Below are 13,443 nucleotides of genomic sequence, written 5' to 3'. Positions count from 1 at the left end.
TTAAATAGATAAATATTAAAATTATCTTTGTTAGATGAAATTTTCAGAAGCTACCAAAGGTTTTTTATTGGCATTTATTTCAGTTATTGCTGTTTCTAATGTATATATTTTTAGCAAAGCAGCCTTAATGGAAGTACAAATTGCTCAATTTGGAGTGTATTGGTTTGGCTTTGGATTACTTTGGATTTTAATTTTTGCATGGTTTAAAAAAACGTATTCTAAAATTAAAGATCTTTCATTAAGAAGTTATTTAATTTTAATTATTTTAGGAATAAATCAGGTTTTTGGAACTTATTTTTTCTTTAAAGCGTTATACACTATTTCGAACCCTTCTATAGTTTCTTTTATTGCTAATTTATCTCCAGTACTAGTTGTATTTTTAAGTTTTTTAATATTAAAAGAACGATTTAACAAGATTGAATTAGCAGGAATGCTATTGGCGTTATTTGGAGCTTTTATCATTAGTTATAAAGGAAATACAAATTTAAATACGATGTTTATAAATGGCACTCAGTTTATTTTGTATTCAAGTATTTTTGGAGCTACAAATGCAGTAATTGTTAAAAAAAATGTGGCGATTATTAATCCTATTATTTTAACAATAAGTAGGAGTTTTTTCTTATTGATTTTCTCCTTTTTTTTACTGAAATACTTGAATCTATCTTTAGAAATACCTGTGAGTGCATTAAAAAATATTTTTATCGGCTCAATTTTGGGACCATTTTTAACCGTAATAACAGGGTATATTTCCTTAAAATATATTCCGCTTTCTCATAAGGCAATAATAATGAGTACAAAAGGATTGTTTGTATTGTTTGGTTCTTATTTATACTTTGGAAATTTCCCAAAAACTATTGCTATAATTGGAGGGTTTATTACAATTATAGGTGTTTTATTAATTGCTTACGGAAAAATAAAAAAGAAACAAAAGTTGAAATATATAAATACTACTATGTAAAAAAGGCTATCTAAAAAGTCTTGAAAACTGTCATTCTAAACCTGCCAGTAGCAGGTGGGCTTGATTGAGAATCTCTTACTGATTACCAGTTGTTATGAGAACCTGAAACACCCCGATAGTCAGGGTAGATTGACGAAAATTCCACTTTTTAGATAGCCTTTTTTATAATAAATTTTATTAAAAAATTAGGTGAAAATTATTTGAGTTCTATCACCGTCACAAAGTTCATAGAATTGTCCAATAGTTATAATATCAGAAACTTCATCTGATAAGTCTTCTTTCTTTAATTTAAACATGTCAACAGCTAGTTTGCAAGCATAAATTGTACCACCACCAGCAGTAATCATTTCTAAGAATTCATCAACAGGAGGCATATCTAATGCTTCCATTTGTTTACGCATCATCCCAGAAACTGCAGATTCAACTCCAGGTAATCCACCAAGTACGGTAGGAAAAGGTAGCCCGCCAGGCATACGCATTGCTGGGTTTCCAGTGGTTGCGGTATGTAAATGATTCATTGTTTTTTTTGTAATGCCATCCAATCCAAAAAAGGTGAAAAACACATTGGTTTCAATACCTTCCATAACAGCACCATTTGCCATAACTAAAGTTGCATACACATCTTCTAAAGATCCTTTTGCACAAATCATGCAAACTTTTTCTAAAGGTTTTTTTTCTTGATTTTCCATAATAAAGAGTTATTTGTTAACTCGTTGTGCGTTTTTTTGATAAAAAAATGTATTGAGAACAACTGTTTTTAAATAAAAAACCTATTCTCGATACTAATTTTAAGCCTAAAAAGGCTAAAATTCACTCGAATTGACGAAATTTTATCAAAATGCACAATGGGTTATTTGTTAATAATTAAATGCAACTAGTTGGTTTTGGAATTCCTGCTATTTTTGATGAGAATTTTAAAGGTCCTTTAGGAAATAATTTATAAAGTTCTTTAATATCTACCACTCCAGATTTACCTACTTTTCTAATTGTCAATCCTTCTCCTGCTTTTGTTTTCTCACGTAAATAATTGATTACTTCAAAATGTTTATCGGTTAATTCAATACCTAGTTCTTTCGCAATTTCTTTTGCGATATCTTCGTTCCATTGATTCATATCTTCAAGATATCCATCATCTGTAACTTGTACTTGAGCGTTTGCTATTGTTTTTACTGCCATAATTTTAGTTATTTTATTGATTATTTTTCTTTTATTTTTACATCTTTAGATACGTTTTTCATAAAGGTAATGCCATATCCAAGTGCTTTTTTCATTTCTGGGCTATTCATTTCTTTTAGAACTCTCCAAACTGAATAAGAAGGTACACTTTCGGTTTCCATACTATTAAATGCTTTTATTGCATTTTGCATAGTACCTAAAACTTCTGGTTGTGTCATTTCCTTAATAACTGAAAGTATTGAAACTACATTATCTGCTAGTTCTTTAATGTCTTCTGGGGTAAAGCCTGTTATAATATTATCTATGACAGGACCAAGTTCTTTGAAGAATGAGAAGTAGCCTTTTTGATTATAAACTTGTAGTTGCTTAGTAAAATCAATAATAGCTTCATTTGCAATTGGACCTGCTTCTTTTGAGAAGTCAAAAGCCATTTCAAAAAGATTCATAACAGTTTTAAAATGTCCTATGTTTTTAAGTATAGTAACTACTAAATCTGTAACTTCTGCAGGATTTATTTCTACCTGTCTTTTATCTAATTCTTCAACGGTAGTGTCGTAAACATCTTTACCAATAATTGATAAATCACTAACTAAATCGTCAACTACAGTTGAGTTTAGTCTTTGCTGATTAACATATTCTAAAATTAAATCTAGTTTTTTGTCTAGCACATCTATTTGCGATTGTACATTTTGTTCTTTCATTACAGATCACTTATTAGTTATACACGTTGTTTTCCTGCCATGGTCATATCTGCTTCAATAGGAAGTTCTTTACCTTTTACTAATATGTGCCAATAAATCCAGCGGAATAATATTTTTCCATAATGGTTCATTTTTGTATTTTTTAGCAAACCGAAAGGCCCAATTCCAGGTAGTGGAAAGGTTCCTGGCAAAGGTTCTGTTATATAATTAAAATCGATTAAAGCACCTTTACCATAGCCTGTTTCAATATAGCAGTTTGCATGTCCATCAAATTTAGCTGGTAATTCTCTACCTTCCATTGCAGCAAGAATATTTTCCATTAAAATTTCTCCAGCAAAATGTGCTACAGAACCCGCTTTAGAAGTTGGTAAATTGGCGGCATCACCAATAACAAAAATATTTTCAAACTGATCAGATTGTAACGTGTATTTATTTGTTTTTACATAATTCATATCGTCACCTAAACCACTTCTTTCAATCATGTCAGAACCCATATTAACAGGTACAATAGTTAAAATATCAAATGGGATTTCACGTTCATCATAAGAAACAATTTTTTTATTCTCATTATCAACATGTTCTAAATAGAAATCTGGAACCACTTTAATATTTTTTTCTTCCAATAATTCTCCTAACATTTTTGAAGCTACGGGTTTTGTGAAAGCACCAGACATTAAGGTAACATAGGTTATATTTACTTTGTCTCTAATTCCTCGTTTGGTAAAATAAGCTTCTGCCAAACAAACAAATTCAATTGGAGCAACTGGGCATTTATAAGGTAATTCTGCAATACACATCACTAAATTTCCTCCTTTAAAATCTTTAAATCTTTTGTGTAATGCCAGTGCACCGTCAATGGTATAGAAATCAAAAATATCTTTATACCATAATTTATCTTTTAAACCTGTTGTTTCTGAAGGTCGTGTTTGTGTACCTGTTGCAATAATTAAAAAATCATAATTTAAAACTTTACCACCTTCTAAATAAACTTTGTTTTCCTCGCCAACAATTTTATCTATTGGGCTAAAAATTACTTCGGCTCCAGCAGGGAAAAAATCGTATTTTGGTTTGGTTACATCTTCTTTTTTATAAACACCAAATGGAATAAATAGAAACCCAGGTTGGTAATAATGTGTTTTATATTGGTCAACTATAGTTACTTTCCATTCTTCTTTATCTAATTCTTTGTATAATTTATTCAGCATCATAGTGCCTGCAGTACCTGCACCTAAAATTAGTAAGTTTTTCATATTTAGTTATTTGTATTTATTATTCTTTTATTTTACGCTGTAAAGTTACTAAGGTTACATATAGATTTATATGACAAATATCATATTGAAATGTAACTAAAGTTACGTTAATAAAGTATTTAAAGAAGCTATAATTTCAAATAAATATTGTAAAAAATAATGTTTATTTTTAGCGAAGAAAATTTATGATATGTCATTGAATATTGAAAATAGAATAAACCAATTAAGAGAAGAGCTTAGAACTCATAATTATAATTATTATGTGCTTGATAATGCAACTATTTCTGATTTTGAATTTGATACTAAATTGAAAGAATTAGAAAAGTTAGAAAATGAAAATCCTCAATTTTTTGATGCAAATTCTCCTACACAAAGGGTTGGAGGTGAAGTTACTAAAAACTTTAAAACAGTTACGCATAAAAACAGAATGTATTCTTTAGCAAATTCCTATTCATTAGAAGATTTAAAAGATTGGGAAACAAGAATTAGAAAATTGGTTGATGATGAAAATATTGAATATTCATGCGAGCTAAAATATGATGGTGCTTCTATAAATTTGGTATATGAAAAAAGAATTTTAGTTAGAGCAGAAACTCGTGGAGACGGCTTTCAAGGTGATGATGTTACTACAAATGTAAAAACTATAAAATCTATTCCATTAATATTAAAAAGTGATTTTGTTCCTAATTTTGAAATTCGTGGTGAAATTATTCTTCCTTTAAAAGGTTTTAATAAAATGAATGCCGAAAAAATGGAAGCAGGTGAAGATCCATATAGTAATCCAAGAAATACAGCAAGCGGTAGCTTAAAAATGCAAGATAGTGCCGAAGTTGCAAAGCGACCTTTAGATTGTTTATTATATCAAATTGTAGCGGATAAATTACCTTTTAATACTCATTTTGAAGCATTAAAAGAAGCAAAAAAAGCAGGATTTAAAGTGCCTAATACCATACAAGTTTGTAAATCTATAGATGAAGTTTTTAAATTTATAAATTCCTGGGAAGAAAAAAGACACAATTTACCTTATGAAACTGATGGAATTGTAATTAAAGTAAATTCTTTACAGCAACAAGATGAATTAGGCTTTACGGCAAAAACGCCACGTTGGGCAATTGCCTATAAGTTTAAAGCAGAGCAAGTAAGTACCATTTTAAACGAAATAACCTATCAAGTTGGTAGAACAGGTGCCATAACACCAGTTGCCAATTTAAAACCCGTACAATTAGCTGGAACCATTATAAAAAGAGCATCCTTGCATAATGCAGATCAAATTGCAAAGTTTGATATAAGAGTTGGTGATACGGTTTATGTTGAAAAAGGAGGCGAAATTATCCCTAAAATTGTAGGTGTAGATTTAACTAAAAGACCAATAAATTCTGTACCAACGGTGTATATAACATATTGTCCGGATTGTAATACGGAATTAGTTAGAACTGAAGGTGATGCCAAGCATTATTGTCCTAATTTCTATGGCTGTCCAACACAAATTACAGGTAGAATTCAACATTTTATTAGTAGAAAAGCTATGAATATTGATGGATTAGGAGCAGAAACTGTTGAGTTGTTATTTAAAGAAGGACTAATTAATAATTATGCCGATTTATATGAATTAGAAGCGTCACAAATAATTCCTTTAGAACGAATGGCAGAAAAATCAGCCGAAAATATTATTTTAGGAATAAAAGCTTCTAAAAAAGTACCTTTTGAAAAAGTTTTATTTGCCTTAGGAATCCGATTTGTTGGTGAAACTGTCGCTAAAAAATTAGCTAAACATTTTAAATCGATTGAAAATTTAAGTAAAGCTTCTTTTGATGAATTAATTAATGTGGATGAAATTGGAGATAGAATTGCTGAAAGTGTACTTGAGTTTTTTAGAAATTTGGTAAACATACAATTAGTAGAACGATTAAAATTCTATGGTGTTCAATTAGAAATTAAGGAAAGTGATTTAGAAAACACTTCCAATAAACTAGAAAATAAAGTATTTGTTGTCTCTGGGGTTTTTGAAAATTTCAGTAGAAATGAGTTAAAAAAATCAATTGAAGATAATGGAGGAAAAGTATCAAGCTCTATCTCTAAAAAAACGGATTATATTATAGCAGGCGATAAAATGGGACCAAGCAAAAAACAAAAAGCAGAAAACTTGGATATTCCACTAATTGATGAAATAACTTATAGTAAAATGATTGAATAACTAGAAATTAACGATTATTCTATTTCGTCTAATAGTTATTTTACCTTCATTTTCTAAATGTTTAAGCATTCTAGAAACCACCACTCTAGAGGTGTTTAAATCATCAGCAATTTCTTGATGCGTAATTTTCAGTACGCTATCTTTCATTATTTTTACCTTATCTGATAAAAATTTGTAAAGTCTATCATCTAATCTCATAAAAGCCAAACTATCAATAGCTTCTACCATTTCAATTAAACGAACGTGATAACTATCAATAATAAAATGTCGCCAAGTTTCGTATTTTTTTAACCACTCATCAATTTTATTTACAGGTATAAATATTGCTTCAGTTTCTTTTTCAGTTATAGCTTTTAAAATACTTTTTCGTTTGTTTATACAATTTACAAATGATATGGCACAAGTATCTCCTTTTTCTAAAAAATAAAGCGTTATTTCATCACCTTTTTTATCTTCTCTAATTACTTTAACGGCTCCATTTAAAATAAGTGGAATGTGAGTCATATTGTCTCCAATATTAATAATTAACTCACCACTTGTTAGTTCTCTATAAGTTCCTAATTCGCAAATTTCATTAATCAATTCTTTTTCAAAAATATGTGAGTAATAATCGGAAAGTTTTTCTTTGATGAATGCTTTTTCGGTTGTCATTAGTATAAAATTAGATGATTTACACAAAGATACGATATATCAAAAATAAAACTCTTGATAAATGTCAAGAGTTTTATTAAAATTTAATTTTTTATCAAAAATTAGCAACCTCCTTCAGCTACTTTCTTTTTCTTTTTGGTAAGTTTAATTACTTTTTTACGAACAATTTTTTTAGTTTTAATTCCTCCTGAACTTGCCTTTTTCATATAAGCTGCATAATTATATTGCTCTTTTTCTAAAGGATAATCACTTATGGAAAATTTATTGTTAATATAATTTGTTTTGACACATAATAATTTTACATTTTTATATCCCATTTGTGTTAATAGCATCCAAGCTCCACTAGCTTCACCAGGTTCTGAACCATACAAAACTATAGTTTTATGTTGTGTTTCAAGGTGCTTCAAATATTCCTTATTCTTTTTTTCTAATAAATTAGCTGTGTAAATGTTTTTAGAATTTTTTAAATGACCTTTACTATATTTAAAAGCATTTCTAATATCTATAAATGCTAAATTATTGATAGTAGTAGCAAAGATATCTTTTTGATAAAGTATATAATTTTGAGAAGCTATTGGTTTTAAGGTTAATTCTATATTTTTTTTGAAAATATTATTTGGTTTTTTAAAACTTAATACACCAATAAGTACAGCTAAAATAATAATTACTGCTGAAAATGAAATTCTTTTTGTTTTTTCTAATTCTTTCATGATTTTAAACTATTAAAATTTGTATTAGCAGCCACCTTCAGCAACTTTCTTTTTCTTTTTGGTAAGCTTAATCACTTTTTTAGGCTTTACTTTTGTTGTTGTAGTTTTGTTATTTCCAACACCAAAATACATACCTGCAGCTTTTCTAAAATCATATTGTTTAAAAGCTAATTCAGGCTCGGTTACTTTAGGTTCTTTAGGGTTAATAATAGTATTAAACCATTCATTTAATCCTCCTTTTAAAACATAAATGTGTTTGTATCCCATTCTATTACACAATTGCCAAGCTTGATCAGCATAGAAATTATCGTTTGAAAATAAAACAACATCATATTCATCTTGATTTAAATACGCTTCTGAATCTGAAGATAATACATCTTCTAAAGGAATGTTTACGGCATTTGGTAAGCTAAAAGAATCGTAATCTTCTTTTTTACGTACATCAATTAATAATAAGTTAGGATCTTGTTTTATTATTTTATCTGCAATTTGGTCTGTGGTAATATAACGTTCTGTACTCATTATGTTAAGTAGAAAAGATTCAGGTTTTATTCCTGAATTTTTTTCATATTTAGGTAATAAAACTAATCCACCAGCTAATATTATAAGTAAAGCAGCAAGTACTTTGTACTCCGTTTTTACTATTACTTTTTTTATTTTATAGGTCTTTGACATAATAATTAAATTTTAATAGAAAACTTTTTTAACTCTTTTTCGAATTACATCTACAACGTAAAAAGTAATTACTGCAAGAATAGCAAATAAGAATATAAACCAATAAGGAGAAATTCCTAATGAATCAGATATGGTAATTCGTCCCAAGTATGAACTATCAAATAAAGGCTCGATAAAATCATATAATTCTGAGAATATAAATATTCCTATAAAAATACCTAACATAGTTGCCATAGCATCAATTTTACCTATGGCGGCAGCACAAAGCGTTGTTCCTGGACAAAAACCTCCTAAAACAAAGCCTAGTCCCATAAATACGCCTCCTGTTATAGCACTCCAAGTATAAGTTGGTAAAACAAACAATTCTTCTATGTTTACAAGTTCTAAGTAATCCATATAATAAACACCTATCATAGCAACAAGTGCTGCGGTAAAAAATACCTTAAGCACAGCAAAGTCATATCCGTAAAAAGTACCTACTATTTTTCTTGAAGATGAAAATCCAGAAGCTTCTAAAGTAAAGCCAAAAACAATACCAATTAATATTGCAATTACAAAATTCCATTCTGGAGGAATTATACCGTTTGGAATCAATGGTCCCATATTATTTTATTTTTTAATTAATTAAATCCAGTTTTTTCTAAAAAAGTATGCAAAGGCATATCCGCTTCCAAATATGGAGATTACCGTAATAAAACCACCTAGTGATAATACTGCCATACCACTTAAACCAGCACCACTTGTACAACCTCTTGCTAATTGTGCTCCTAGACCAAAGAATACACCACCAAGTAATGCTACAATTAATCTTTTTTTGGAACTAATTTTAGGAGAGTGTTGTACATATAATTTAAGTCTTCCACTTAATGCTCCAGATAAAAAACCCCCAATGATTAAACCTAGTGCTTCGTAAACCAACCAAGTATTCATAGGCGAATCTCCTTTTTTAATAAATCTATCGTAATAGGCATTATTTTCAGCATGAGTTGGTGCTATGTCATCAACAATAGTAACTACAGTACTTTTAAAGGCACCACTGGCTCCGGGTCCTCTTCCTGTAATGTAAAAGGTAAATAGAATTAGTAATCCAAGTATTAATCCACCAAAATATGGATTCCAATATACATGGCTATTTTCTTCAATATGAACTTTCATTTTTTAATTTTTTTAATTAATATAAATATCTTGTTAACTGTCCAGCATTTACCATAACTATTCTAAATATCAACCCTCCAATTAAAATTAATATTGCAGGAGCAATTATAGGAACTTTAAATCCTATAATTTCAGATAATTCTAAAGTAAATGGGACAAGGAGTCCTAATATGATTACAAAAACAAAGAACATTACCGTATAGGAACCACCAAGTAATACTTCCATAGCTTCTAATTGAACCTGAGATCCTGCATACATACTCATAAACATATGAACAATTAAAGCTAATTCTATAAAAATAAGGGCTAAATCTATTTTACTTATTAAAGTGCGTTCAAAATGATTTTTAGTGAATAACAAAATCCCTGCAGCACCTGTAGATAACCCTGAGGTTAAAAATAAAGGGCCTAATATGGCAGTATTCCATAATGGTCTAGCATTAAATGCAGATAATAAAATACCTGTATAAATTCCTAAAACTAAAGTTAAAGGTATTAAAGCAATTGCCATTACTTTTCTGTTTTTAATTAAAAATTTCTCAAATGTTTCCAACTTCAAAAATTTTAATCGTTTAAACGTTTGTAATTTTGCTTCCAATTTCGGATAAGTTTCTCTATAATAACTAAATACCCAAAGTATAGAAATAGGTGTTGTAATTAAAAGCACCCAAGCTCCCCATGACATTGGAGACTGAATTCTGACTGTAGTATATAATTGCCAAACATAAAGTTTGTGTGTTAAGTCAAAAAATAAAGCTGCTAAACCAATTATTAGTGCTATTGGGGCAATAATTGGTGCGTATTTAACTGTTGCAGGCATTTCATCCTCTTTTTTAAGAAGATAAAATAAAGCTGCAAAAAACAAAACACCTGCTGCTAAACCTCCTAAAAATAAATATAAAGATATTTCCCAATGCCAAATTTGTAAATATGGGTCTATATTTGGAATATGTCTTCCACTCACGAAAATTTCTTCTTGCATAATTATAATTTTATTTAATTAAATAATATACGTTTGGACTTGTTCCTGCTTCAGGAGCCAAAACTTTGTGTTTTCTGGTTTGTAATAGGCTAGAAACCTCGCTTGTAGGATCGTCTAAATCGCCAAAATACATACATTTAGTAGGGCAAACTTCAACACAGGCAGGATTTTGACCTTTTTCTAATCTGTGATGGCAGAACGTACACTTATCCACATATCCACCTTCAGGGTGTTGATAACGAGCATCGTAAGGACAAGCTTCTATACAAGCACCACAGCCTATACATTCATCGTGAGTAACCAAAACAACACCGCCTTCTACAATATGACTTGCTCCAGTAGGGCAACAACGTACACAAGGTGCGTTATCACAATGATTACAGCGTTCAGATTTTAATTCTAATTCTACGTTAGGGTAAGTGCCGTCAACAGTTTCTGTAACCCAATCTCTACAATACCCCATTGGAACATTGTTTTCGGTTTGGCAAGCCACAACACAATCACTACAACCAACACATTTTAATGTGTCTATAACCATTGCATATCTCATACTTTACTATTTTTATGTGGATCTTCAGTTAATATTTTTACAAAATTGCCTCTAAGTGCTGTTCCTCCCATTAATGGATCAACAGGTATTTTAGACATCATTAGTGTATCACTTTCGCCTTTACCAAATGCTCTAGATAATTTTTTATTGGTATGTCCAAACCCATGGTACATATACACAGAATCATAACGAATTCTCTCAGTAACTCTCACTTTTATTGAAAAAGTTGAATCAATGCCATCTTGGTTTTGTAACCAAACGAGTTGGTCATTCTTTAAACCTATTATTCGAGCAATTTTAGGATTTACCCATAATTTATTTTCAGATTTTAATGCAAATAAATTTGGATTATTAGTAGTTCTACTAAAGGTATGCATAGGAGCTCTTCCATAATTTAATCTATAAAAACCTTGAGGAGGTTCAGGATGTGCTGTGTAAACAGGTATTGGATCAAAACCATTTGAAGCTAAATCATCAGAATAAAATTCTATTTTACCACTATTAGTTCCAAATTCAAAGTCTTCGCCATCTTCCATATATAAAGGTGTTTTTCTTTCAAATTTTTTGACACCTAATCTTTTCATTTCTTCTAAAGATGAACCAACTTGTTCTAATTGCCATTTAATTATATCTTCAAAATCGTCATACTGAAAGTAATCATGCAATCCTAAGCGTTCTCCTAATTGTTTGCACATCCACCAAGCTGGTTTTGAGTCGTATTTAGGTTTAGCAACAGGTTGTCTAAGTGCAAGTGAAGGTGTTCTTTTTGCTGCATTTCTTATGCCATCATAACGTTCTAAATAAGTACATTCAGGTAAAACTACATCAGCATAACCTGTAATTTCCATTGGCATAGTATCTACTACAGCAATAAATTCAACTGCATCCATTGCTTTTAAAATCATTTCACGTTTAGGAACCGTATTTATTAAATTGGTACCAGCAATAATCCATGCTTTAATTGGATGTTCATCATCTTCACCAGGTATTGAAGATTTAATTAATTCTGAAGTAATACCCATTTCAGCATAAGGATATTTCGCCCCTATTTCTTCCCAACCCCATTTTGGTTTTGGATAAGCTGGATGTGGAAATTTAGGAAGATCTACTTTTTCTTTAAAGTAAAATCCACCTCTTTTTCCCCAAGAACCTAATAATCCATTAAGCATTGCTATTGCACGCTCTCTTTGAGAATCATCACCATACCAAACAACGTGGCGTCCTGGGTGAACAATTACTGAAGGAGCGGCAGCAGCCATTAATCTAGCAGTTTCTCTAATTTTTTCTGGTTTTATGGTTGTAATTCCATACGCCCATTCAGGAGTAAGGTCTTTTACATGTTCTTTAAGTTCTTTAAAGCCATAACCATATTTTTCAATGTAAGCTTTATCGTATAATTTTTCTTCAATAATAACATGCATCCAAGCTAGTAATAAAGCAATATCAGTAGCGGGTTTAATTGCTAACCAATGTTGTGATTTACTTGCCGCAGTTGAAAGTCTAGGGTCAACAGTAATAATAGTGGCATTATTATCTATTGCATCAGACATTTCTTGCACTTGGCTATTGTGCATATTTTCACCAATATGAGAACCGATTAGCACTAAGCATTTGGTATCTCTAATATCAGTAGGTTCAGGAGAGCCAATCCAGGAACCAAGTGTTAATTCAAATCCAGTTTCTCTTGGTCCTCTACATTGGGCGTAAGCTGGTTCTGCAATAGTATCTGAGCCATAAGCTTTAAACAAATGTTCTAAATGGCTTCCTGGTGAACCGTGTTTTAATAAAGCAAAACTTTCTGCTCCGTATTTAGATTTTATAGCTGTCATTTTTGAAGCAATTAAATCTAAAGCTTCTTTCCAAGATGCTTTTCTAAAAGTTTGTTTACCATCAACAGTAGTTCTAATTAATGGTGTTTTTAAACGATCTTCGTCATTGTACATTCCAACTCCGCCTGTTCCTCTTGGGCATAAACGTCCGTAACAATGTGGGTCAGTTTCATTTCCTTTAATTTTAATAATTTCTCCTTCATCATTGGTATATGCCCATGCGGCACATTTCCAAAAACAAACCTCGCAGTAAGTAGCAGTTTTATTAAATTCACCAGCAACATTTTGTTTAACTAACTTATCTAAATAAGTATTAGCGCCAAACATATTAAGTGCTGATGTAGATGCTGCTACACCTCCTAAGCCTAGGGCAGAAATTTTAATAAATTTTCTTCTTGATGTAGTCATAAGTGTATTTATTTTTACAGGTGTAAAGTTATCTACAAACTAAGTATTTACATATGACAAATATCATATTCATAAATTTGCAAAGTAACTAAAGTTACGTAATCGTTTGATAATCAGTATTTAATATGTTACTTAAGTAACATAAAACACATAACAAGTTGATTGAATGGTATCTAAAATTAGTGAAATTTTATATGATAAAAA

At 30.2% G+C, this 13,443-nt stretch carries 14 protein-coding genes; 2 read left to right on the top strand and 12 right to left on the bottom strand.

Annotated elements, in window-relative coordinates; genetic code table 11:
* The first annotated feature begins 34 nt into the window (after positions 1-34).
* Positions 35-958 (top strand): DMT family transporter, encoded by a 924-nt coding sequence (locus L3J60_RS02955; RefSeq protein ID WP_291973993.1) that lies wholly within the window; start codon positions 35-37, stop codon positions 956-958.
* Positions 959-1,143: 185 nt separating this feature from the next.
* Here the strand turns inward: L3J60_RS02955 and L3J60_RS02950 are convergent, their stop codons facing one another.
* The 4 genes from L3J60_RS02950 to L3J60_RS02935 form a co-directional block, all read right to left on the bottom strand.
* Positions 1,144-1,647 carry a DsrE/DsrF/DrsH-like family protein gene (locus L3J60_RS02950; RefSeq protein WP_291973992.1) on the bottom strand — a complete coding sequence of 168 codons (504 nt, stop codon included), beginning with the start codon at positions 1,645-1,647 and terminating at the stop codon, positions 1,144-1,146.
* A gap of 175 nt (positions 1,648-1,822) precedes the next feature.
* Positions 1,823-2,134, bottom strand: a complete 312-nt coding sequence (locus L3J60_RS02945) for a TusE/DsrC/DsvC family sulfur relay protein (RefSeq protein ID WP_291973991.1) — start codon at positions 2,132-2,134, stop codon at positions 1,823-1,825.
* Positions 2,135-2,154: 20 nt separating this feature from the next.
* Entirely contained in the window at positions 2,155-2,835 is a 681-nt protein-coding gene (locus tag L3J60_RS02940; protein ID WP_291973990.1) for a DUF1641 domain-containing protein, read from the bottom strand.
* A gap of 17 nt (positions 2,836-2,852) precedes the next feature.
* Entirely contained in the window at positions 2,853-4,085 is a 1,233-nt protein-coding gene (locus tag L3J60_RS02935; RefSeq protein WP_291973989.1) for an FAD/NAD(P)-binding oxidoreductase, read from the bottom strand.
* A 196-nt stretch (positions 4,086-4,281) separates the two neighbouring features.
* On the opposite strand from L3J60_RS02935, the gene ligA reads away from it, so the two are divergent.
* Positions 4,282-6,279 carry an NAD-dependent DNA ligase LigA gene (ligA, locus tag L3J60_RS02930; RefSeq protein WP_291974027.1) on the top strand — a complete coding sequence of 666 codons (1,998 nt, stop codon included), beginning with the start codon at positions 4,282-4,284 and terminating at the stop codon, positions 6,277-6,279.
* On the opposite strand, the gene L3J60_RS02925 is transcribed toward ligA, so the two are convergent.
* From L3J60_RS02925 to L3J60_RS02890, 8 genes are all read right to left on the bottom strand, one after another.
* Positions 6,280-6,930, bottom strand: a complete 651-nt coding sequence (locus tag L3J60_RS02925) for a Crp/Fnr family transcriptional regulator (protein ID WP_291973988.1) — start codon at positions 6,928-6,930, stop codon at positions 6,280-6,282.
* A 101-nt stretch (positions 6,931-7,031) separates the two neighbouring features.
* On the bottom strand, positions 7,032-7,640 hold the full coding sequence (locus L3J60_RS02920; RefSeq protein WP_291973987.1) for a rhodanese-like domain-containing protein: 609 nt from the start codon (positions 7,638-7,640) through the stop codon (positions 7,032-7,034).
* A gap of 24 nt (positions 7,641-7,664) precedes the next feature.
* A complete protein-coding gene (locus L3J60_RS02915) occupies positions 7,665-8,315 on the bottom strand; it encodes a rhodanese-like domain-containing protein (RefSeq protein ID WP_291973986.1) in 651 nt (216 codons plus the stop codon).
* Positions 8,316-8,327: 12 nt separating this feature from the next.
* A complete protein-coding gene (locus L3J60_RS02910; protein ID WP_291973985.1) occupies positions 8,328-8,918 on the bottom strand; it encodes a DUF6691 family protein in 591 nt (196 codons plus the stop codon).
* Between the two features lie 21 nt (positions 8,919-8,939).
* On the bottom strand, positions 8,940-9,470 hold the full coding sequence (locus L3J60_RS02905) for a YeeE/YedE thiosulfate transporter family protein (protein ID WP_291973984.1): 531 nt from the start codon (positions 9,468-9,470) through the stop codon (positions 8,940-8,942).
* 16 nt (positions 9,471-9,486) lie between these two features.
* Positions 9,487-10,452 carry an NrfD/PsrC family molybdoenzyme membrane anchor subunit gene (gene nrfD, locus L3J60_RS02900; protein WP_291973983.1) on the bottom strand — a complete coding sequence of 322 codons (966 nt, stop codon included), beginning with the start codon at positions 10,450-10,452 and terminating at the stop codon, positions 9,487-9,489.
* A 10-nt stretch (positions 10,453-10,462) separates the two neighbouring features.
* On the bottom strand, positions 10,463-11,002 hold the full coding sequence (locus tag L3J60_RS02895) for a 4Fe-4S dicluster domain-containing protein (protein ID WP_291973982.1): 540 nt from the start codon (positions 11,000-11,002) through the stop codon (positions 10,463-10,465).
* Positions 10,999-13,239 carry a molybdopterin-dependent oxidoreductase gene (locus tag L3J60_RS02890; protein ID WP_291973981.1) on the bottom strand — a complete coding sequence of 747 codons (2,241 nt, stop codon included), beginning with the start codon at positions 13,237-13,239 and terminating at the stop codon, positions 10,999-11,001. The genes L3J60_RS02895 and L3J60_RS02890 overlap by 4 nt, the downstream gene beginning before the upstream one ends.
* Between the last annotated feature and the right edge of the window lie 204 nt (positions 13,240-13,443).

It is taken from the genome of Lutibacter sp. (genome assembly GCF_021647475.1).
Classification (GTDB): domain Bacteria; phylum Bacteroidota; class Bacteroidia; order Flavobacteriales; family Flavobacteriaceae; genus Lutibacter.
The sequence above is the reverse complement of the archived record's forward strand: the minus strand, read 5'-3'. Positions and strand labels throughout refer to the sequence as shown.